Raw genomic sequence first — 22,144 nt, forward strand, 5'->3', positions numbered from 1 at the left:
TTGTTTTCTACCCCTATTTTTTGTCGGGTATTTTATCATATTTCTATTTATAGATCGTAATTTTGACAAATTAATAATGTTTATATCTATGATATCATCAAGATTCGCGGCAATTGCCCAAAGTCAGACAAGAAATAGTATCGCTATAGAGGAGAAAGGAAGGCGTTCGGAATTATTCGGAATTAATGTTTTCAATGAAAGTAAGATGTTACAATATCTTACCAAAGATGCACTTGAAAGCTTAAAAAGTGCAATGGTTTCTGGTTCTAAAATTGACCGTAAAATAGCAGACCAGGTTGCCGAAGCTATAAAAGGTTGGGCTATAACCATGGGGGCAACACACTACACCCATTGGTTTCAACCATTAACCGGTTCTACCGCTGAGAAACATGATGCCTTTTTTGACTTATTACCAAATGGTACGGCATTAGAAAAATTTGGTGGAGGGCAGTTGGTTCAGCAAGAACCTGACGCCTCTAGTTTTCCTAGTGGCGGAATTCGAAATACATTTGAAGCCCGTGGTTATACGGCTTGGGATCCCTCATCTCCTGCTTTTATATATGGTACCACACTATGTATACCTACTATTTTTGTTTCGTATACGGGTGAAGCTTTAGATAATAAAGCCCCGTTGTTGAGAGCATTAAGCGCTGTTGATGATGCTGCTACAGCTGTTGCAAAATACTTTGATAAGAATGTTTCTAAAGTTAATGCCACCTTAGGTTGGGAGCAAGAATATTTCTTAATTGATAAGGCTCTCGCGCATTCTAGACCAGATATTATGATGACAGGTCGCACTTTGGTTGGTGAAACACCCGCAAAAGGTCAGCAGTTAGATGATCATTATTTCGGAGTGATACCAAGTCGTGTATTGAGTTTTATGAGCGATTTGGAAAAAGAGTGTACCAAGTTGGGCATACCGGTAAAAACAAGACATAACGAGGTTGCGCCTAATCAATTTGAATTAGCACCTGTTTTTGAAGAGGCCAATCTTGCGATTGACCATAATCTTCTTCTAATGGATGTTATGGACAAAATTGCTGATAAACACCATTTTATGGTATTGTTTCATGAAAAACCATTTGCCGGAATAAACGGGTCGGGCAAACATAATAATTGGTCATTGGCTACCGATACAGGAGTTAATCTGTTGAGTCCGGGTTCTACGCCGATGAAAAATTTGCAATTTCTTACCTTCTTTATAAATACGATTAAAGCTGTTGATACCTATGAAGAACTTTTGCGTTCTTCAATAGCATCGGCAGGTAATGATTATCGTTTGGGTGCAAATGAAGCGCCACCGGCCATTTTTTCAATTTTTGTCGGTACGCAATTAAGTAGTGTACTAGATGAGCTTGAGGGAGTTTCGAAAGGAAAATTATCACCAGAAGAGAAAACCGAATTGAAGTTAAATGTGGTCGGTAAAATTCCTGAGATTTTGATGGATAATACGGATCGTAATAGAACATCACCTTTTGCATTTACCGGCAATAAATTTGAAATGCGTGGCGTAGGGGCTAAAACCAACTGTGCTAAGCCTATGACCATTTTAAATACTATCGTTGCAAAACAACTGAAAGATTTTAAAAAAGAGGTCGATGCATTGATAGATAAGAAAAGCTTGAAGAAAGATGAAGCCATTTTTAATGTGCTTCGAGAATATATTAAAACATCTAAACGTATACGTTTTGATGGTGATGGGTATAGTGCAGAATGGGAGAGCGAGGCTAAGCGACGAAAATTGAGTAATAATAGGAACACTCCTGAAGCGCTCAATGTATTGACCTCAAAAGAAAGTTTAGCACTTTTTCAATCTATGAAAGTGATGAGCGATATTGAGGTTCGCGCACGACAAGAAGTCGATTTAGAGAATTATATTCTGCATACCCAGATAGAAGGTAGGGTTTATAATGAATTGGTCTATGGGTATATTATGCCTGCTGGTATAGCTTATCAAAATACATTGATTAAAAATGTATCAGGATTAAAGGAGATTTACGGTGCTGCTCATAAAAAATTCTCTGAGGGTCAATTGACCATGATTGAAGAGATTGCCGAACATATCGTTAGCATAAAGAAAATGGTTGATGCTATGGCAGATGCACGTAAAAAGGCAAATGCTTTGAAGGACACTAAAAAGAAAGCGGAAGCGTATTGTACTAATGTGAAACCCTATTTTTCTGAAATAAGATTACATAGCGATAAACTTGAAAAATTAATGGATAATCAGTTATGGCCATTGACCAAATACCGAGAATTATTATTTATTAAGTAAGTACTTATTTCTAATTACAGAAAATAGAGGGAATATTAATCGGATGAGGGGTTACAGTTTTAATGATTCTCTTATTTTTGCCACAAATTTAAGTTATGTCTACATCGAGCAGTGAAAGATATCAGCAAAGAGGGGTTTCTGCCTCAAAGGAAGATGTTCACAATGCAATTAAGAATATCGATAAAGGTCTTTTTCCAAAGGCTTTTTGTAAAATCGTTCCTGATTATCTAACAGGAGATGAAGATTATTGCTTAGTAATGCATGCTGATGGTGCAGGTACAAAATCTTCTTTAGCCTATATGTATTGGAAAGAAACCGGAGATATTTCGGTTTGGAAAGGTATTGCCCAAGATGCATTGATAATGAATATCGATGACCTTATTTGTGTAGGGGCCACCGATAATATTATGCTTTCCTCTACGATAGGGAGAAATAAGAATAAAATACCAGGTGAAGTGCTTTCGGCTATTATCAATGGTACTGAAGAATTAATAAGCGATTTAGGTGAGTTCGGTATCACCATTCATTCTACTGGGGGAGAAACAGCAGATGTGGGTGATTTGGTGAGAACTATAATTGTTGACTCTACGGTTACAGCAAGATTAAAAAGGTCTGATGTTATTGATAATGCCAATATAAAGGCTGGCGATGTTATTGTCGGTTTAGCTTCTTTCGGTCAGGCGAATTACGAGAAAGAGTATAATGGGGGAATGGGAAGTAATGGACTAACATCTGCTCGCCATGATGTGTTTTCGAATTATTTAGCTGAAAAATTCCCTGAGAGTTTTGATGCGGAGGTTCCAAAAGATTTAGTGTATTCAGGTAAAATAAAGTTGACCGATAAGGTTCAGGATTCCCCTATAAATGCAGGTAAATTGGTGCTTTCTCCAACAAGAACTTACGCGCCAATCGTTAAAAAGATACTATCAAAATATAGTTCCGAAGATATTCATGGCATGATTCATTGTAGTGGTGGGGCACAAACCAAGATTCTACATTTTGTTGATGAGCTACATGTCGTAAAAGATAATTTATTCGAGGTGCCGCCACTTTTTAAATTGATACAAGAGCAATCTGGTACTGATTGGAAAGAGATGTATAAAGTATTTAATTGTGGTCATCGATTAGAATTTTATCTATCTGAAGAAATTGCGGAAGATATCATTGAGATAGCTAAAAGTTTTGGTGTAGATGCCCAAATTGTTGGAAGGGTAGAAGCCTCAGATTCTAAAAAGCTTACAATTTCAAGTAGCTACGGTACCTTTGTGTATTAATACATACGAATAGTGTAAATATATCGTTCTTGATTATATACCTATTTTGCTATGGAAAGAAAAAAATTTTTACGAACTCTCGGTGCTGGTGCTGCTTTTGCAATAACATTTCCTTGTTTAGGCAGCTGCTCAAAAGACAGTGAAGTAGAAGGTGAGATTGTAACACCACCGACCAATATAGATTTTACCATTGACCTTACTTCTTCTGAAGCAGCAAAATTGGCCAATAATGGCGGGTTTATTTTAAAGAATCTTGTTGTCGTCGTTAAAAATTTAGAAGGTGAGTTTGTTGCCGCCACTCAAATTTGTAGCCATGAGCAATATGATCAGGTTCGTTTTGTAAATCAAGATGGAGGAATCTTTTACTGTGATGTACATGGTTCTAGATTTTCACAAACTGGCACCCCTTTAAATGAGATCCCGAATAGTACTTCAAAAGCTTTAAAAATATATAATACCTCTCTTGAAGGTTCAATATTAAGAGTTTTTGAATAAATTTTCTACCTCAATTACAATAACACCAACCTAACTTATTATTCTTTATACCAATGTTTATCTCTAAATAGAGAAAGTAAGTGAAAAAGATTTGTGCAATATTTTTCTGCCTTATGACCTACATCGTATTTGGTCAAGGGGAAAAGTACGTTACGGTAAAGAAAACATTTGAGGTCATGGGTGGTGGTTTTGATATAACTGTCATATCTGTCGATGAAGAGTTGGGTTATATTTATATACAAGAAGCTTTGGCCGAGGTTCAAAGAATTGAAAAATTAATTTCTTCTTGGGACGAAGCTTCTGAAACTAGTCTGATTAATAAAAATGCAGGAGTTAAACCAGTGCCTGTCAGTTGGGAACTTTTTAAACTTATAGAAAGATCCATACAAATTTCTGAAATTACAAACGGTGCTTTTGACATCACTTACACGGCTTTAGAAGACATTTGGAAGTTCGATGGTTCTATGAGTAGGTTACCTAATAAAGTTGAAGTTAAAGAAGCTGTTTCTAGAACTGGGTATAAAAACATACTATTGAATAGTAAAGATCAAACGGTTTATCTTAATAAAAGAGGTATGCGAATATCTTTTGGTGGTATAGGCAAAGGGTTTGCCGCAGATAAGGCAAAGGCTTTGCTAGTATCAAAAGATGTGAAAGCAGGTATTATAAATTTAGATGGAGATATTACCACTTGGGGTACTAAGGCCACTGGTGAAAAATGGCTAATCGGTATTGTAAACCCTGAACGAAAAGGAGGTCTGTTTTCTTGGCTTCCAATTTTAGAGTCATCGGTAGCAACTTCTGGAGGCGATGCAGATTTTATGTTGGTAAACGATAAAAAGTTTACGCATGTATTAAATCCTAAAACGGGTTTTCCATCCACAGGTATTAATAGTGTATCGGTTTTTGCTAAAAGTGCAGAGCTTTCAGATGCATTGGCTACATCAATCTTTGTTATGGGTTTAGATGCCGGTCTGGCATTGATAAATCAATTAGGAGATACTGAAGTAATTATCGTAGATAATACGAATAAAATGTATAAAAGTAACGGCATCATTCTTAATTAAAAAGATGCCTTGAATTCTTATGGTTTTCAGTAATTTTCAACGTTCCCCACATAATCTTTTCAGGGCTTCTGTAAATTTATCGTAAATTTGCAGTACAAGTGAAGTAAGCATATGATAGACAAGTTAAACATCGTAAAACAGCGTTTTGATGAGGTTTCAGACCTTATAATTCAGCCAGATATAATTACTGATCAGGAACGTTATGTTAAACTCACAAAGGAGTATAAGGACCTGAAAAATTTAATGGATAAGCGTGCTGAATATTTAGAGCTTACCAATAATATAGCCGAAGCCGAGGAAATAATTGCTGACGGTAGTGATGCGGAGATGTTAGAGATGGCAAAAATGCAAATGGAAGAAGCCAAAGGTGGCCTGCCTAAATTAGAGGAGGATATTAAACTCATGCTGATTCCAAAGGATCCTGAAGATGCTAAAGATGTAGTAGTTGAGATACGTGCCGGAACCGGTGGTGACGAAGCTAGTATTTTTGCTGGTGATCTCTTCAGAATGTACACAAAATATTGTGAATCTAAAGGATGGAAAACTAATGTTATTGACCTTAGCGAAGGTACAAGTGGAGGGTATAAAGAAATACAGTTTGAAGTTTCAGGAACCGATGTTTATGGAACCCTGAAGTTTGAAGCAGGTGTTCATCGTGTGCAACGTGTTCCTCAAACCGAGACACAGGGCAGAGTGCACACTAGTGCAGCAACGGTAATGGTTTTACCAGAAGCTGAAGATTTTGATGTTCAAATAGACCCTAAAGATGTACGAATAGACTTTTTCTGCTCTTCTGGTCCTGGTGGTCAGTCGGTGAATACAACCTATTCTGCAGTTCGTCTAACGCATATACCTACCGGCTTGGTGGCGCAATGTCAAGATCAGAAATCGCAACATAAGAATAAGGATAAGGCATTTAGAGTTTTACGATCTCGATTGTATGACATGGAGTTGGCTAAGAAGCAGGAGGCAGATGCAGCAAAACGAAATTCTCAAGTTAGTAGTGGTGACCGTTCTGCGAAAATTAGAACATATAATTACCCTCAAGGTCGAGTTACCGATCATCGTATTGGTCTTACATTGTACGATTTATCGAATATAATAGATGGTGATGTACAAAGAATAATTGATGAATTAAGTTTTGTTGAAAATACTGAGAAATTGAGGGAAGCCTCTGAGATTTTTTAAAATATGACCACTCAAGAGTTAGTAGACCAAATACATAAAAAGAAATCCTTTTTATGTATCGGTTTAGATACCGATTTAGAAAAAATTCCACAGTTTTTATTAGAAGAGGAGGATCCAATATATTCTTTTAACAAAGCTATTATTGATGCGACCCATGATTTGTGTGTGGCCTATAAGCCTAATATTGCATTTTATGAGGCTTATGGAGTACAGGGTTGGTCGTCGCTCAGAAAGACGATAGAATATTTAAATACTAACTATCCTAATATTTTTACGATTGCTGACGCTAAAAGAGGAGACATTGGTAATACGTCTACAAGATATGCTAAAGCATTTTTTGAAGATCTTAATTTTGATTCTATCACTATTGCTCCTTACATGGGAAGAGATTCCGTTGAGCCATTTTTACAATTTAAGGATAAACATACCATCTTATTAGCTTTGACTTCAAACGAAGGGGCTTTTGATTTTCAAACCAAAAAAATTGATGGTCATGAGCTTTATAAAGAAGTATTGTCAGTTTCTACAACTTACAAGGGTTCGGAGAATTTAATGTATGTGGTTGGCGCAACAAAGGCTGAATATCTTAAAGAAATACGTGAAATTGTACCTAATAGTTTTTTACTTGTACCAGGTGTAGGCGCGCAAGGCGGAAGTTTAAAAGATGTATGCAACTATGGCATGACCAAAGATATTGGTCTATTAATAAATTCTTCACGCGGTATAATCTATGCATCTAATCAGCATGATTATGCGGAAGCTGCTAAACTTAAGGCCAGGGAATTGCAAATTGCAATGGAAAAAGAAATGTCTAGATTAAACTAGATTCTCTAAAATTCTCTTAATCTTGTGTGCCTTTTGTTCGAAAAACTCCCCTAATTGGTTATTGGATTGCATGTTCGAAGCTTTATCAATAAAATTTTGATATTGATATTCTAATAAAGTGATTATGTCAGAATTAGCTGCTATCGGTTTAACCGATCCTACTTTACAATATTGCTTTTCCATACTACTAAAATTAAGTTCTTACAAATATACGTGCAGTTTCAATTTTTGGATGTCAGCATGTTGGGCAATACAACTAATTATTAGGTAATTTGTCTTTTTTTTAACACTTATGCAATCAAAACTTTAAAATCACGGTCATTTTTGGCAATATTCAATTTTGCTAATTAGAATGTGGAAAAGAATCAATACATTGTAAATTAACTTATTGTAAAGGGATTCAGATTTGCTTCATTATATTACTTATAAACATAAGGTTTCTACGGTCTGGGTCACTTTTGTGCATGGTGCAGGTGGCAGTTCTTCTATATGGTTCAAACAGATTCGTGAGTTTAAAAAGCATTTTAATGTGCTGCTCTTAGATTTAAGGGGTCATGGAAATTCTAAGCCAAACTTTAAAAATGTATTTGACGAGAAATATACATTTGATGTCATTACTAATGATATAGTTGAGGTCATTAATTTTGAAAATATTGAAAAATCGCACTTTATAGGAATATCTCTTGGTACTATCTTGATACGTAATTTAGCTGAAATGCATCCAGAGCTCGTAGAAAGTATGGTTATGGGTGGTGCGATAATGAAATTGAACCTGCGTTCTCAAATACTCATGAAACTTGGTATAATTTTTAAAACTATCATTCCTTATCTATGGTTGTATAAGTTTTTTGCATTTATAATAATGCCTAATAAAAATCATAAGGAATCGCGTTCTCTTTTTGTAAGAGAGGCTAAAAAGTTATACCAAAAAGAATTTATACGTTGGTTCAAGCTTACTTCAGAGATAAACCCTTTGCTACGGTTCTTTAGAGCTGCCGATATTAAAATACCTACACTGTATGTAATGGGTGAAGAAGATTATCTGTTTCTTCCGAGTATTCGAAAGATTGTTGAGCTTCATCAAAATTCGAAGCTTTTAGTAGTTGAAGACTGCGGTCATGTAGTTAATGTAGAACAGCCGAAGTTTTTTAATGATGAAGTAATAAAATATTTATCCTTCCCAGTTAAAATTGGTATTTAAATTATTTTAAAAACATTATGGTTTTTTGCGATTTCTTGTATTCAGGTAAAAACAAAAAAACCGGTGCTCCCACCGGTTTTTAACTAACTAACTCAAAAAATAACTAACTCAAAAAATTGAAAATGAATACGTTGGCATATTGTTCTCTATCATTTTTAACGCAATATTCTTTAAGTTATTGTCGTAAATGTTAAAAAACTAATTTTTATCCTGAAGGGCAAATACTTTTTTAAGTGTGTCCGTAGTACGTGATGATAGTTTTGTCCTAATTTCTTCTTCCTCTACTGCAATCATTGTGTAAACTCCAGAAAGCGCTTCTTTGGTTACGTAGTCAGTTAAATCGGGGTTTACATTCGTTGTTAAGGGTATTGCATTATACCGTGATATAATTGTACTCCAAATTTCATCAGCGCCTACCTTTTTAAATGATGCATTAATGATAGGGTTGAATTTATCATATAAAGCAGTATTGGTCTTAGTTTCTAAATATGTAGTTGCTGCCTTATTGTCTCCTAAAAGAATATTCTTGGCATCTACGAAAGACATTTCCTTTACCGCATTAACGAAAATTGGGGTTGCTTCAGAAACCGCATCTTCTGCAGCGCGATTTAAAACTTTTAATCCCTCATCGGCTAAGTTTCCTAAGCCTATATCCCGTAAGGTTTTATCTACTTTTTGTAATTCTTGAGGCATCAGAATTTTGACCAAATCATTTTTATAAAATCCATCGGTCTTGGTTAGTTTACTTACTTGTTTTTCGATTCCCTGATCAAGTGCTTCTTTTAAACCGTTTGCAATGGCTTCATTGCTTAAACCGGTACTGGTAGATCCTGGTAATTGGTTCACTACTTGTTGAAGTTCGGTACAAGAAAATATGAGGAACACACTAAAAACTAAGCTTATTTTTTTAATCATTATTAAAGTATTAAGGTCTTACATTGGTTACGAGAAAATAACGGTTTTATTGTTGTACACCATTGTTTTTCGTGCTATATGAAGTTTTACTCCTCTAGAAAGAACAATTTTCTCTAAGTCTCTACCTTTAGTTATAAAATCTTCGATAGAGTGCGAGTGGGTTACCGTAGTAACATCCTGTTCAATAATTGGACCTTCATCTAACTCCTCTGTTACATAATGGCTAGTAGCGCCAATAATCTTTACCCCTCTCTTAAATGCTGCGTGATAAGGTTTCGCGCCAGCAAACGCGGGTAAAAATGAGTGATGTATATTTATTATTCTATTCGGAAATTTACTAATAAGATTGCCACTTACAATTTGCATATATCGTGCGAGAACAATGAAATCAATTTCATATTTTTCAAGCAATGCCAATTGTTCTTTTTCTGCTTCAACTCTATTTTGCTTATTAAATGGAATGTGAAAAAAGGGAATTTCAAATTGGTCTGCAATATGCATTAAATCAGTATGATTACTTAGCACAAAAGGTATTTCAACTGCTAATTCTCCAGAGCGATACCTGCTTAATAAGTCGTATAAACAATGGTTATATTTAGAGACGAAAATTGCCATTTTAGGTAATTTATCGTCGGTATGTAAGCTCCATTCCATTGTGTAAGGGGAAGCCAGTTCATCTTGAAATAATGATTTAAAATGGTCGAGGTTAGAAAAGGTGTCTGCAAATTCAATAACGATACGCATGAAAAATACGTCGGCAGGTTTATCAACGTGCTGGTCGAGATAAACAATGTTGCCGTGATTTCTGTGTATAAAACCGGTAACTGTACTTATTATACCAGATTGATCTGGACAATGAACTAAAATAGTGGTTTTCAATTGAGTAGTAATTAAGCTGCCAAAAATAGGGCATTATTCTTAAAATACTACGTATTCAATTTAATTTTGGTGGGATGTATAGCATCTATAGATGCCCAGATTTCCATTTTTTATAGAATTTTCTAAAACTCTTAATTTCTGCACGAAGTAAGTTAATGTATTCCGTTTCTTTTACACCATCTTTTTCTAAGCCTAAGCAATAAGAATTTATATTCCTTATAATAATATTAATGTAGGATATAGTTTCTAAACGTTCAGAATTACAATTAGAATACTCTACTTGTGCTATTTTTTGAGGGATAAGTATCGAATCAGTTAAAATAGAATTAGCCATTATATCTCTAAGGCTCTTAGATTCATAAAGTCGCATAAGGTCCTTATTTAAAGAAACGTATGAAGCAATCTCTCTACTCATGGTACAAAGTTCCAACGCTTTTCTATAAATAGGTAAATTTTTTAAACTACGATATGCCATGTTGTGGGGTAATAATGCGACTATATAAAATTACGTTAGTTATTCCATAATTTTCTATCGATTGTAAATGTATTTCGTAATTTTGCTTTACTTACGTTAATTTTAATTGAATATACTTTTGAATCCAAAGATAGACGAGCTTAACTGGAAAATACTGAGGCAGTTGCAAAATAATGCAAGAGAATCGTTCGCCAATATTGGACGTACAGTAGGGCTAACTGCACCTGCTGTAGCTGAACGAGTGAAAAAAATGGAGGACCTTGGTGTTATTTTAGGTTATAAAGCTTCGGTCTCACACGCACTAACAGGTCATCAACTAAAGGCTATAATAACCCTTAGGGCTTTTATGGGTAAGTTAAAACCTTTTTTGGCTATTGTGCCTACCTTACACGAAGTCATAAATTGTTATAGAATTACAGGAAATGAAAATATTGTGATGGAAGTCGTATTGAAGGATCAATTTCACCTTGAAAAGTTTATAGATCAACTTATTCAATATGGTGAAACCAGAACTCATATCGTACTATCGCAAGTAATTTCAAATGCGCCGATGCATAAAATAAAATAGATTTGATGGTATTAATATTATTTTTAAAAAAAAGTATAATTAAATTTAAATCGGATATTAAAGCTTTATTAGAGTTAAGTGATTCTTGAGAAATTAATTTTTTGGCTAGATTTTTGATGCAAATTAAATGATGAAAAAAATACTATTCTTTGCTTTGGTTTTGATATCAACCACAAATTTTTCTCAAGAACTGAGATTATTAAGAGGTGCAATTACAGAAAATGTAGTGGTGAACGATTCTTTAAAAGAAACATTCTCACTCTATTTGCCCACTACTTTTGATGTTCAGAAACCTTGGCCTATAATTTTTGTATTTGATTTAAAAGGCAGGGGCAAGGCTTCTGTTTCAATGATGGTAAATGCTGCTGAAAAAGAAGGTTATATTTTAGCAAGTTCAGATAATGTAAATGATTCTTTGTCTATTTCTGAAAATGTTCTGATAGCTAATAGAATGTTAAACGCTTCAATAAATGTGGTTCCTGTAGCCAAGGACCGTACATATACGGCAGGTTTTGGAAGTGGTGCGATGTTTGCCTCAATTTTACCAACGTTCATAAAGGAAATAAAGGGTGTTGTTTCTATAGGTGCTTCTGTTGGTAATATTCAAATCTTGAATTCAAAACAAACATTTCAATTTATAGGTATTGTAAATAGGTCTGATTATAGTTTTAGAGACATGCTCGATACTCAACAAATTCTCAATAAGATGAAATTCCCAAATGAATTATTGGTTTTTGATGATGATCAAATTTTACCTGATATCAATACAATTGCTAGCGCTTTTAGAATGCTAACCTTAACGAGTATGGCAAAAGGTGATGTTCAGCGAAATGATAGTTTAATTGCTGATTCTTATCAGCAGTTTATGACAAAAGCAAATATTTTTGTTTCTAGCGAAAAGCCTATTTTGGCAAACTATCTATTGTCAGATATACAGAAAGTATTCAACCCATTGGTTGAATTGGATTCTCTTAAAATTTCTCAAAAATCTTTGCGTCGCAGTAATTCATATAAAAAGGCAAATAGAAGTCAGAATAGTTATTTCTTGAAAGAATCTTTTTTAAAGGAAGATTATAGCTATTATTTAGAGGAAGATATTATTACATATAATTATGCAAACTTAGGATGGTGGAATTATCAGATGGAAGATTTGGCGAAACTCGACAAAAGCGCTGTGCTTTACGAACGCCAAATGTCTAGCAGATTAAGAGGATATATAAATGCACTAATTTCTGATAATATTGATTTTATTTCGGCAGATAAAGAAGTCGATTTAGAAGCACTGAATTTATTATATATGATAAAAACCATTACAGATCCGTCAGATTATGCTCCTTATTTAAAGGTTATTTCTACTAGTGCCAAAATGGAAGATTATGGTACTGCATTGTTTTATTTAGAAGAGCTTTTGAAAAATGGTTATACCAACAAAAGTGAACTGTATGAACTCGAGAATACCGCTATATTTCGTATTACGCCAGAGTTTAACATGCTTGTGGAGAAGTACTTAAAGGATGCTCGTTACGACATTATTGAACAGTAAGATGTGGAACTTGTTCTAAATTCCAATCGATAACCAAGCCTTTGGCTAGCGATTTGGCGATTTTTTTTCCATATAGAACTTCACATAAATATAGCGCAGCTTCAAAACTTTTTGCGCCACCCGCTGAGGTAATGTATTTGCCATCGTGAACAAATAGCACATTGTCCTTTACATGAAGATTTGGAAACATTTTTTTATAATTTTCAACATCATTGGGGAAAGTTGTAGATGCTACCGAATCTAGTATACCAGATTTAGCCAAAAGAAATGCACCATCGCAATGACTGGTCATGTAAAGTGAAGTTTTATCGATCTTTTTAATAAAACTTAACATGGTGGTGTCTTTTAAATCTTTATCCATTGAATACTCAGCGCTTGGTACTACGAGAATATCTATTCTTGGTAAATCATCTTTCGTATAATCAAAGTCTGGGAGAATGCGAACACCTTCGAAAGTAGTAATCGGTTTCAGTGTTTTTGCTACTGTAAATGTATTCATTGCCTTAATACCATCTCTAAATTTGGTATGTTGAAAAATATCGTAAGGCGCAGTGAATTCAGTATTAAAAGTGCCGTCCATAATTAAAAATGCCACGTTATAATGCTCAGGATTAAGCTCTGGCAAAACTCTTATTTCTTCGTGTAAAGGTTCTTTTGTTGGCTTTTGTTGCTCACAACTAAATGTAGCAAGAAGTGCAAGAATAAAAAAGTATCTGAAGTTCATAAGAATAATATTAATGTGTAAAGTACGATTATATACAAAAATGGTACAATGAATAAATTGTATTTTTGAAACGTAAACGAATAAAGGATGAAGCTATTTGTAATTATTGCGGTTATGTTTATGTTATTTTCTTGTAAGCAAGAAAAGAAGTACCATGATGCAGATCAAGATAAAAAGGCGTTGGTCACATCGGATAAACTTGCGGATATTTTAAAGTTTCAAGAAAAGTTAAATGCCGAATTTAAGGATCCAGAAACGTCTCCGTTGGCAGATAGATTTCGAATAGATTTCGAAACATTAGACTTTTTTCAGCCCGATACTAATTATGTGATAGTTGCAGAATTTATTAGAACACCAGAAGCTTTGCCGTTTTCTATGCCGACTACCACCGAGCGTGAATCAACTGAAGTGGTGTATGGTATTGCAAAATTCACCTTAAACGGGAAAATTCAACAGTTAGAAATTTATCAAACTCCAGAATTGATTTCTCAAGAAAAATATAAAAATTACTTATTTCTTCCTTTTACAGATGCTACTAATGGTGAAGAAACGTATGGTGGTGGACGATATCTTGATTTAAGAATTCCTGATGGAAATCAAATTGTATTAGATTTTAATAAAGCTTATAATCCGTATTGTGCTTACAATAAAAAATACTCTTGCCCTTTGGTACCGGCTGTAAACAATATTGATTCGGAAATAAGAGTAGGGGTGAAGGTATTTGAACATTAGGTTGCAGAAATAAAAAACTCGGCTAAATGCCGAGTTTTTAAACTTAAACTAATATAATTATCAATTATAAAATTCATTTAATTAGAATGAGTATATAGCAGCAATTACAAAAGAAGAAAGACTTTTTTGTGCAACTAAATCGCTGTCTAAGAAATATCCAGATTCATCAGAGGCAGAATCTAAACGTAATTCTGGTTTGATGGTTAAATTGTCAACTGAGTAGCTTCCAGTTAAAGTTACAGCAAATACGCTAGACTCATCGACTCCTGTTCCTATAGCGCCAAAATCACCGTCTAATTCTGCGAAATATTCTCCTCTAAGACCAATTGTGAAATCTTCAGAAGTAGCTAATTGAGGGTAAAGGGCTACACCTGCAAATCCTGCTGCATTGTCTCCACCATCAAAATAAGCTGCGTTCAGTCCTAAGAAAAAATCGTCAGCTAAATCAAAACCACCTGTATAATCTATTTCATATGCGCCATTGTCCATTAATAGGTTAAGGTATTGACCACTATAACCTAATTGAGCACCATAGGCATACTTACCGTCAAGGTTTAGCTCGGTTACATCGGTACGGTTCATTACTGCAAGCATTAAACTAAAGTCATCAGATAAAGCAAAGTCAGCTTTTAGACCTGTATGTGAAAATGGACCGTATGAGAATAAATAAGATGTGCTATAGTTGAAATTAGCAGTTGGAGAAATTACTTCGTACCCTAAAAAGGTATTGAAATTACCAAAAGTTAATTTTACATCATCACTAACATTCCAGTAAGCATATAATTGATTTACAATATTTCCTGTTGCAGAATAGATAGGTGATGCAAAAATAGCATCTGTTCCTCTTGGACCGAAAACCAAATCAGCAACGAAACCTACTTTTTCTCCCTCATAGCCAGCAATTACATTAGCCATACCTAATGCGAAACCAGGAAGATTAGCGAAAGAAGAACCAGGTGCTGCGTTTGGTACTCCACCAGGGGCAGAATTATCTCCATTTAAATTTGCTCTGTAATAAGCATCAATTGAACCGCTCAAAGTAAAGCTTGGCGTTGATTCTTCATCTTCTTGTGCTAGGACACTTGACGCAGCAAGTAACATAAGGCCTGATGCTAAGATATTTTTTACGTATTTTGTATTGATAACTGTTTTCATAAATTTTGTTTTTAATTCCCACAAGGGATTAATTAGTTTGAGAAAATAAATTTGTTGAAAGGTTATGTAACGGAGCGCTCTGCAAAGCGCTCCGTATTTTTTAATTTAGTGATCGTTCATTCTAAAATCTGCATAAGCATCCATACCGTGTTCATGAATATCTAAGCCTTCTACCTCTTCTTCTTTAGATACTCTAAGACCTAATGTTACTTTAAGTACGCCTAATATTATTCCAGATGTTACGACACAAAAGCCACCTACTATTAGTACTCCATAAAGTTGTGTCATAAATTGAGCACCACTTGCCAAGTTTCCAAAAATACCTACAGCTAAAGTCCCCCAGATACCACAGATTAAGTGAACCGCTACGGCACCTACAGGATCATCTAATTTTAATTTATCAACTAAGGCAACACCACCTACTATTATTATACCTGCTAGAAATCCGATTACAACTGCTTCATTTGGTGACATTAAGTCTGCACCTGCAGTAATACCAACTAGACCACCAAGAATACCGTTAAGAAACATGGTTAAATCTAAATTTTTATAAAGTATAGTAGAGGTTATCATTGCTCCGAATCCACCCGCTGCGGCGGCTAAACTTGTAGTAACCAATACTAGTGAAGTTAATTCTGGGTCTGCAGATAATACTGATCCGCCGTTAAAACCGAACCAACCTAACCAAAGTATCAAAACACCTGCTGTTGCCATTGGTATACTGTGACCTGGTATTGCATTTGGTTTACCGTCTTTACCGAATTTTCCAATTCTTGCACCTAATAAGCTTATGGCAACCAAAGCAGCCCATCCACCAACAGAGTGTACTAATGTCGAACCTGCGAAATCATAGAATCCCCATGAATCCAAGAATCCTCCACCCCATTTCCAAGCTCCTACTATAGGGTAAACTAAACCTACATAGATTACGGTGAAAATCATGAAAGAACCTATTTTAATACGCTCAGCAACGGCTCCAGATACAATGGTAGCTGCAGTTGCCGCGAACATACCTTGAAAAAGAAAATCTGTCCACCACGTATAGCCACCATCTGCATATTCAGCTGTCATACCTCCTTCAGGGGCAGCAATACCAAAGCTATCCATGCTAAATTTTATTAATCCCAAGTCACCATCTTCGAAACCAGGGTACATTAAATTGAAACCCCATGCATAATAAAGAAGTAAACCTCCTGTGATAATAAATATGTTTTTAAATAATATGTTAATTGTATTTTTTTGTCTGGTCAATCCTATTTCTAGAAAAGCAAAACCAGTATGCATGAAGAATACCAATGCGGTAGCCAACATCATCCATACGTTATTTGCTGTAAATAATCCTGCGTCCATTTCTTTTCGTTTTAGTTAGTTTTTTAAATTTTTAGTTGATACCTGCCAAACCATTCTCTTTGGTTCTAATTCGGTAAGCTTCCAATACTTCGGATACAAATATTTTTCCATCACCTACATTACCTGAGTATGCAGCTTCAAGTATTGAATTCACTGTTTTTTCTAGAAAGTCATCAGATACTACTATAGATAGGTGTCTACGTTGTATATCCGTTGTACTATATGAAATACCGCGATAAACATGACCTTGTTTTTCATTTCCAACTCCAGTTACGTCCCAGTAACTAAAGAAGTTAACCTCTATTTGATGTAATGCCTCTTTGACATCGTCAAACTTTGATTTTCTGATAATTGCCTCAATTTTTTTCATTTGACTAAGTTTATTAATAATGCCAAATATATGTTAAATACATTCACCCCCTAAAATAATTAGGGGGTGAATAGATATTTTTATGAGTATCATAATTTATACCCTATAAATTTTAGGGTATTGATAGTATCAAGTGATTATTTTACAAATAAGTGGAATGGGGTAATGAGAATAATCATGAATTTTGATTGAATCGTCAGAAAATTTAGTATTTATCTACCGATTGTTTAATAAAACAGGGAATAGTTAAAAAATAATCAAATAATAAAAAAGTAGGTATGTATTGTTAGTTTTATAACATTTTGCAAAGCCAAAGGCCAAATGAGATGGCTAGAATGCCTAATGCAACACTTAAGCCTAAGTAAAGGGAAGTGTAAAGAATAGAAGATTCCTTTAAAAGAAGATTACTTTCTAATGCGAATGTAGAGAAAGTTGTAAAGCCCCCGCAGAAACCGGTGGCTAATAAAAGGGTTTGATTTTGGGTAATGTAGTTGTGCTTTAAAGAAATGCCTATAAGTATGCCTATTAAAAGGCAACCTATAATATTTACTAAAAAAGTGCCTAGATAGAAATTTGAATAGTAAGAATTGAGATTTTTTGAAATCCAGTATCTTAAGATACTACCTAAACCTCCTCCTAAGAAAACGAGCAAAAAATGTTTCATACCTTATAAAGGTAAAAACTAAACTGCTTTCTTGTAGCTAGATGTAAGTAAATCTAAAGGATAGATTACAGAAGTATGTTGATTGGATAATTCTTGAGAAGATTGTTTCGATTTTTGTGAAACACTTAACAAGCTAACTACAACCATCGCTATATTAATACCTACTAAAACTAAAAAAATTGTAAGAAATGTCATCATAATTAATTGCCATGTATAGATGAATAACGCAAAATTACGTTATTTGGTATATTATACGAGCAAAAAGGCTATTTTGTTGTAAAAATGTTAATTTTTGTGGTGTAGGTAAAATATTAACTACTCTTTTAGTAAATACTTGATGCAAAGCAGTGAGACTAAGAATAATACAAAGAATAAGCCAATCCATTTAATACCTTTGTAGTTCTTTTGGTGTAGTTTAAAGTCTTTTTTATAAGAAATGATAATTACAATGGCGAAAACCAATGCGAATCCTATGGCAAAAATGATTTGTCCTGTGCTAAACATATTTCCTATTTTTACGCAAAGCTAACGGAAAACAGTAAAATAAAGATGAAAAACAAAATCAAAGCGGTCAAAGAATTTCATAATTCTTTTGGTCTAGGTGTTTCAGAGGATATGATAGCAGACTTGGGGGAAGCAAAGAATATGTTGCGTTTTAACCTTATGGATGAAGAAAATAAGGAATATTTAGAAGCCGCTCAGAATAATGACCTTGTTGAAGTAGCAGATGCCCTAGGTGATATGTTGTATATTTTATGTGGCACCATTTTAGAACACGGTATGCAATATAAAATAGAGGAAGTGTTTAATGAGATACAGAGAAGTAATATGAGCAAATTAGGAGAAGATGGTAAACCTATATATAGAGAAGATGGTAAAGTGCTTAAAGGTCCAAATTATTTTAAACCAAATATTGAGATAATTCTTGATAAATAAAAAGGGGCCAATCGGCCCCTTTTTCTATTTTTCAACTTTAAATCGCCAGCCAAATTTGTCTTCCGATTTATTGTATTGAATATCTGTAATGGTCTTTTTTAAAGATTGAGCAAAACTGTTTTCTAATTCTGGTAATTCATAATCTGTATCTCTGTAACCAAATCCAGAAATTGGTGAAATAACTGCCGCAGTACCTGCCCCGAACATTTCTTTTAATGAACCGTCCTTGGCTGCTTCTACCACTTCTTTTACTGTTATTTTTCGAACTTCAGTTTTTATACCTTGGTCTTTTGCGATGTCTAATATGCTTTTTCTTGTAATACCATCAAGTATACGGTCACTTGTAGGGCCTGTTAATAAGGTGTCATTAATTCTTATGAATATATTCATGGCACCGGCCTCTTCAATAAATTCATGATTGGTGTCATCGGTCCAAATAACTTGGTTGTATCCTTTTTTAACAGCCAATTGGGTAGGGTAAAATTGACCTGCATAATTGCCGCCAGTTTTAGCAAAACCAACACCACCGTTTGCTGATCTAGAATACCGTTCTTCGATAAGTACTTTTACCTTACCTGAAAAATACGCCCCAGATGGTGCGCACGCTATTATGAATTTATATTCATCGGCTGGTGATGCATGAAATCCGTTTCCGGAAGCAAAAATAAATGGTCGTATGTATAAAGAACTACCTTCCTTTGTTGGTATAAAAGCCTTATCAAGATTAAGAAGGGTGGTAAGCCCATCCATAAAATATTCTTGTGGAAGTTGTGGTATACACATTCTATCCGCTGAAATATTAAAACGCTTAAAATTTTCTAAAGGTCTAAATAAAAATACATCATCATTTTTATCTTTATAAGCTTTCATTCCTTCAAATATTGATTGCCCATAATGAAAAATCTTAGAAGATGGGTCTAGCACTATTGGTTGGTAGGGTACTATTTTAGGAATTTCCCATGCGCCATTCTTGTACGTACAGACTAACATATGGTCTGTGAATACTGAGCCAAAAGCTAGATTATCAAAATCTACTTGGTCAATTTTAGAAGTTTTTACTTTTTCTACAGTGATATCTTTAGTTTCAATACTCATGAAATACGTAACTTTAATTGATTAAAATTAAACAAATATCCCTACCAGCACTTCTTTTTTAGATTAAAATTGACCAGTTTTGTAGGTAATTCATCATTTTTAAGATTTATGAAAGGATTTAACATTTTACTTGTGTTTTTATTTGGATTTTTTTCATGCTTTGCTCAGAAAGATTCTAAGACGTTACCTTCAAAAGAAACAAATTCTGGTGTTTATTATGGAGAAGAGTTTGCTTTGGATGCTGTTGATCAACAGAAGGAAGTTTGGCAGAAATTTACCTCTATGGTAAATTCAGATTCTTTACATGTGCAATTTAAAGCTAAGGTTAAGGAAGTTTGCAAAGTAAAAGGATGTTGGATGGTTGTAGAATTGCCTGAAGGCGAGCAAGCAATGGTTCGTTTTAAAGATTACGGTTTTTTCATGCCTTTAGATATTACTGAGAAAGAAGTCGTATTAAATGGTTTGGCATTTGTGGAAGAAATGAGTGTTGAAGACCAAAAACATTATGCAATAGATGCAGGAAAGTCTACCGATGAAATTGCTAAAATGGTAACTCCAAAAAGAACATTTAGTTTTGAAGCTTCAGGAGTGTTAGTTCCAAATTAATTTGAAAAGAGAAATAATTACTACAGGTGATGGTTCTAAGACCATTCAGATAATGGATTGGCAAGAGCAATACCATTCTAAACATGGGGCTATTCAAGAGGCTTATCATGTATTTATTCATTCAGGATTAGATTTGTTCAAGAATCAAAATTTACATATTCTTGAAATCGGTTTTGGTACAGGGCTTAACGCTTTCATTACATTGGTTGAGTCTGAGAAACGAAATTTGAAAATTAATTATACTGGCGTAGAGGCGTTTCCGGTTTCTGGGGAAGAGCTTGATCAATTGAACTATCCTGAGGAATTAAATTCTGTTTTACGAAAAAATGACTTTAATTTAATGCATTCTTCTCTATGGCAAGAAGATATTGAAATCAGTTCTGAATTCATTCTTAGAAAAGAACAGAAAGATTTTAAGGATATCGATATGATAGAAACGGTCGACCTTATTTACTTCGATGCATTTGGTGCCCGTGTTCAACCAGAATTGTGGACCGTTGAGATATTTGAAATTATGTTTAGGGCTATGAAATCAGGTGGTTATTTGGTTACTTATGCAGCTAAAGGTAGTGTTAGGCGTGCCATGCTAGAGGTTGGGTTTATTGTTGAGCGATTGCCAGGCCCACCGGGTAAACGAGAAATGTTGAGGGCAAGAAAAAAATAGCTTAAATACTTTTTTTAATTTCAAGAAAGTTCAAAGTATTAAAAATCAATACGTTTGGTACAATGTTAAATTGAAATTAAATAGTATATCAAGAATCACCAAAAGCAATACCTTTAAACTATGAAAGTATTGATAACAGGTGCGACAGGGTTAGTAGGTAGCGAGTTGGTATCTCAATGCCATGAAAAAGGATATGACGTTAACTACCTAACAACCAGTAAAGAAAAGATTGTTTCAGACCTAAATTATCATGGTTATTTCTGGAACCCAACTACAGAAGAGATTGACCAAAATTGCCTAAATGGCGTTTCTATCATTATAAATTTGGCAGGTTCTAGTATATCTAAACGATGGACGAAGCAGTATAGGCAAGAAATAATTGACAGTAGGGTAAATTCGTTAGAATTACTTAAAAATACACTTCTTAAAACTGAAAACCATTCAGTTAAATCAATAATTTCTGCATCAGCGATTGGTATTTATCCAGATTCTTTAAGTAATTATTACACAGAAGACGAAGAAGAAGTAGATGATAGCTTCTTGGGTGAAGTAGTAGATGTTTGGGAAAATAAAATTGATGAATTCGAAACTTTAGGTGTAAAGGTTGCGAAGGTGAGAATAGGTTTGGTGATGTCTAATGATGGCGGTGCTTTGCCAGAAATAGCAAAGCCCGTAAAATACTATGTTGGTGCAGCTTTTGGAACTGGTGAACAATGGCAATCGTGGATTCATATTTCAGATTTGGCGGGTATATTTTTGCATATTGCATCGCATCAACTAGAAGGTGTTTATAATGGGGTAGCTCCAAATCCTGTGACCAATTTAAAATTGGTAAAGGAGATTGCCAAGGTTTTGAACAAACCATTGTTCTTGCCAAATATTCCGAAATTCGTAATGCACACTATTCTTGGTGAAATGGCATATATTTTATTCGCAAGCCAACGAGTCAGTAGCAAGAAGATTGAAGGAGAAGGTTTTGTTTTTCATTATGCTAATATTTGTCAAGCGCTTGGGGCTATTTATGATAATGAAGGTGAATGTGAAGATAAAAAAACTAAAATAACAAAAGAGTTCGTGTCTTAAATAGCCAACTATTTAAAACGAAAATTATAAATCCGCTATTTGGCGGATTTTTTTTAAACT

At 34.4% G+C, this 22,144-nt stretch carries 25 protein-coding genes; 14 read left to right on the plus strand and 11 right to left on the minus strand.

Annotated elements, in window-relative coordinates:
* The first annotated feature begins 88 nt into the window (after nucleotides 1-88).
* The 6 genes from BMY56_RS08580 (at nucleotide 89) to pyrF (ending at nucleotide 7,124) form a co-directional block, all read left to right on the plus strand.
* Nucleotides 89-2,275, plus strand: coding sequence for a glutamine synthetase III family protein (locus tag BMY56_RS08580; protein WP_091622671.1), 2,187 nt, complete (start codon nucleotides 89-91; stop codon nucleotides 2,273-2,275).
* Nucleotides 2,276-2,370: 95 nt separating this feature from the next.
* Nucleotides 2,371-3,549, plus strand: coding sequence for an AIR synthase related protein (locus BMY56_RS08585; RefSeq protein WP_091622674.1), 1,179 nt, complete (start codon nucleotides 2,371-2,373; stop codon nucleotides 3,547-3,549).
* A gap of 51 nt (nucleotides 3,550-3,600) precedes the next feature.
* On the plus strand, nucleotides 3,601-4,044 hold the full coding sequence (locus BMY56_RS08590; protein WP_091622677.1) for a QcrA and Rieske domain-containing protein: 444 nt from the start codon (nucleotides 3,601-3,603) through the stop codon (nucleotides 4,042-4,044).
* 113 nt (nucleotides 4,045-4,157) lie between these two features.
* Nucleotides 4,158-5,111 (plus strand): FAD:protein FMN transferase, encoded by a 954-nt coding sequence (locus BMY56_RS08595; RefSeq protein WP_091622680.1) that lies wholly within the window; start codon nucleotides 4,158-4,160, stop codon nucleotides 5,109-5,111.
* 111 nt (nucleotides 5,112-5,222) lie between these two features.
* Nucleotides 5,223-6,299 (plus strand): peptide chain release factor 1, encoded by a 1,077-nt coding sequence (gene prfA, locus BMY56_RS08600; RefSeq protein WP_091622683.1) that lies wholly within the window; start codon nucleotides 5,223-5,225, stop codon nucleotides 6,297-6,299.
* A 3-nt stretch (nucleotides 6,300-6,302) separates the two neighbouring features.
* On the plus strand, nucleotides 6,303-7,124 hold the full coding sequence (pyrF, locus tag BMY56_RS08605; protein ID WP_091622686.1) for an orotidine-5'-phosphate decarboxylase: 822 nt from the start codon (nucleotides 6,303-6,305) through the stop codon (nucleotides 7,122-7,124).
* Here pyrF and BMY56_RS08610 read toward each other — a convergent pair.
* A complete protein-coding gene (locus tag BMY56_RS08610; protein ID WP_091622688.1) occupies nucleotides 7,116-7,307 on the minus strand; it encodes a hypothetical protein in 192 nt (63 codons plus the stop codon). The two genes, pyrF and BMY56_RS08610, sit on opposite strands and share 9 nt — an antisense overlap.
* A gap of 223 nt (nucleotides 7,308-7,530) precedes the next feature.
* Between BMY56_RS08610 and BMY56_RS08615 the strand changes: the two genes are divergently transcribed.
* Nucleotides 7,531-8,325 (plus strand): alpha/beta fold hydrolase, encoded by a 795-nt coding sequence (locus BMY56_RS08615; RefSeq protein WP_091622691.1) that lies wholly within the window; start codon nucleotides 7,531-7,533, stop codon nucleotides 8,323-8,325.
* A gap of 198 nt (nucleotides 8,326-8,523) precedes the next feature.
* On the opposite strand, the gene BMY56_RS08620 is transcribed toward BMY56_RS08615, so the two are convergent.
* The 3 genes from BMY56_RS08620 to BMY56_RS08630 form a co-directional block, all read right to left on the minus strand.
* Nucleotides 8,524-9,240, minus strand: a complete 717-nt coding sequence (locus BMY56_RS08620; RefSeq protein ID WP_091622694.1) for a DUF4197 domain-containing protein — start codon at nucleotides 9,238-9,240, stop codon at nucleotides 8,524-8,526.
* Between the two features lie 27 nt (nucleotides 9,241-9,267).
* Nucleotides 9,268-10,119, minus strand: a complete 852-nt coding sequence (gene purU, locus BMY56_RS08625; RefSeq protein ID WP_091622697.1) for a formyltetrahydrofolate deformylase — start codon at nucleotides 10,117-10,119, stop codon at nucleotides 9,268-9,270.
* An 85-nt stretch (nucleotides 10,120-10,204) separates the two neighbouring features.
* Nucleotides 10,205-10,594: a hypothetical protein gene (locus tag BMY56_RS08630; protein ID WP_091622700.1), complete on the minus strand. Its 390-nt coding sequence runs from the start codon at nucleotides 10,592-10,594 to the stop codon at nucleotides 10,205-10,207.
* A gap of 118 nt (nucleotides 10,595-10,712) precedes the next feature.
* Between BMY56_RS08630 and BMY56_RS08635 the strand changes: the two genes are divergently transcribed.
* Both BMY56_RS08635 and BMY56_RS08640 read left to right on the plus strand, forming a co-directional pair.
* Entirely contained in the window at nucleotides 10,713-11,162 is a 450-nt protein-coding gene (locus BMY56_RS08635) for an Lrp/AsnC family transcriptional regulator (protein ID WP_091623258.1), read from the plus strand.
* Between the two features lie 127 nt (nucleotides 11,163-11,289).
* Nucleotides 11,290-12,705, plus strand: coding sequence for an alpha/beta hydrolase family protein (locus BMY56_RS08640; protein ID WP_245737185.1), 1,416 nt, complete (start codon nucleotides 11,290-11,292; stop codon nucleotides 12,703-12,705).
* Here the strand turns inward: BMY56_RS08640 and BMY56_RS08645 are convergent.
* Entirely contained in the window at nucleotides 12,692-13,429 is a 738-nt protein-coding gene (locus BMY56_RS08645) for a DJ-1/PfpI family protein (protein ID WP_091622703.1), read from the minus strand. The genes BMY56_RS08640 and BMY56_RS08645 overlap by 14 nt on opposite strands.
* A gap of 87 nt (nucleotides 13,430-13,516) precedes the next feature.
* Between BMY56_RS08645 and BMY56_RS08650 the strand changes: the two genes are divergently transcribed.
* On the plus strand, nucleotides 13,517-14,161 hold the full coding sequence (locus BMY56_RS08650; protein WP_091622706.1) for a DUF1684 domain-containing protein: 645 nt from the start codon (nucleotides 13,517-13,519) through the stop codon (nucleotides 14,159-14,161).
* Nucleotides 14,162-14,242: 81 nt separating this feature from the next.
* Here BMY56_RS08650 and BMY56_RS08655 read toward each other — a convergent pair whose 3' ends face one another.
* The 5 genes from BMY56_RS08655 to BMY56_RS18500 form a co-directional block, all read right to left on the minus strand.
* On the minus strand, nucleotides 14,243-15,316 hold the full coding sequence (locus tag BMY56_RS08655) for an outer membrane beta-barrel protein (RefSeq protein WP_091623263.1): 1,074 nt from the start codon (nucleotides 15,314-15,316) through the stop codon (nucleotides 14,243-14,245).
* A 105-nt stretch (nucleotides 15,317-15,421) separates the two neighbouring features.
* Nucleotides 15,422-16,666 (minus strand): ammonium transporter, encoded by a 1,245-nt coding sequence (locus BMY56_RS08660; RefSeq protein ID WP_091622708.1) that lies wholly within the window; start codon nucleotides 16,664-16,666, stop codon nucleotides 15,422-15,424.
* 31 nt (nucleotides 16,667-16,697) lie between these two features.
* Nucleotides 16,698-17,036 carry a P-II family nitrogen regulator gene (locus tag BMY56_RS08665; protein WP_079510788.1) on the minus strand — a complete coding sequence of 113 codons (339 nt, stop codon included), beginning with the start codon at nucleotides 17,034-17,036 and terminating at the stop codon, nucleotides 16,698-16,700.
* A gap of 292 nt (nucleotides 17,037-17,328) precedes the next feature.
* A complete protein-coding gene (gene crcB / locus BMY56_RS08670) occupies nucleotides 17,329-17,700 on the minus strand; it encodes a fluoride efflux transporter CrcB (RefSeq protein ID WP_091622711.1) in 372 nt (123 codons plus the stop codon).
* A gap of 18 nt (nucleotides 17,701-17,718) precedes the next feature.
* Nucleotides 17,719-17,898, minus strand: a complete 180-nt coding sequence (locus tag BMY56_RS18500) for a hypothetical protein (protein WP_143057800.1) — start codon at nucleotides 17,896-17,898, stop codon at nucleotides 17,719-17,721.
* A gap of 351 nt (nucleotides 17,899-18,249) precedes the next feature.
* On the opposite strand from BMY56_RS18500, the gene BMY56_RS08680 reads away from it, so the two are divergent.
* The gene (locus BMY56_RS08680; protein WP_091622716.1) at nucleotides 18,250-18,636 is read left to right on the plus strand and encodes a pyrophosphohydrolase domain-containing protein; all 387 of its coding nucleotides are present in this window, start codon (nucleotides 18,250-18,252) and stop codon (nucleotides 18,634-18,636) included.
* Nucleotides 18,637-18,660: 24 nt separating this feature from the next.
* Here the strand turns inward: BMY56_RS08680 and BMY56_RS08685 are convergent, their stop codons facing one another.
* Nucleotides 18,661-19,731: a branched-chain amino acid aminotransferase gene (locus BMY56_RS08685; protein WP_091622719.1), complete on the minus strand. Its 1,071-nt coding sequence runs from the start codon at nucleotides 19,729-19,731 to the stop codon at nucleotides 18,661-18,663.
* Nucleotides 19,732-19,839: 108 nt separating this feature from the next.
* Between BMY56_RS08685 and BMY56_RS08690 the strand changes: the two genes are divergently transcribed.
* The 3 genes from BMY56_RS08690 to BMY56_RS08700 all read left to right on the plus strand — a co-directional run bounded on the left by BMY56_RS08690 (nucleotide 19,840) and on the right by BMY56_RS08700 (nucleotide 22,084).
* On the plus strand, nucleotides 19,840-20,337 hold the full coding sequence (locus BMY56_RS08690) for a DUF4920 domain-containing protein (protein ID WP_091622722.1): 498 nt from the start codon (nucleotides 19,840-19,842) through the stop codon (nucleotides 20,335-20,337).
* A gap of 1 nt (nucleotide 20,338) precedes the next feature.
* Complete coding sequence (gene mnmD, locus BMY56_RS08695) at nucleotides 20,339-21,001, plus strand: tRNA (5-methylaminomethyl-2-thiouridine)(34)-methyltransferase MnmC2 (protein WP_091622725.1); 663 nt, start codon at nucleotides 20,339-20,341, stop codon at nucleotides 20,999-21,001.
* A 120-nt stretch (nucleotides 21,002-21,121) separates the two neighbouring features.
* On the plus strand, nucleotides 21,122-22,084 hold the full coding sequence (locus BMY56_RS08700) for a TIGR01777 family oxidoreductase (protein ID WP_091622727.1): 963 nt from the start codon (nucleotides 21,122-21,124) through the stop codon (nucleotides 22,082-22,084).
* The last annotated feature ends 60 nt before the right edge of the window (nucleotides 22,085-22,144 follow it).

It is taken from the genome of Maribacter orientalis (assembly GCF_900109345.1).
Classification (GTDB): Bacteria; Bacteroidota; Bacteroidia; order Flavobacteriales; family Flavobacteriaceae; genus Maribacter; species Maribacter orientalis.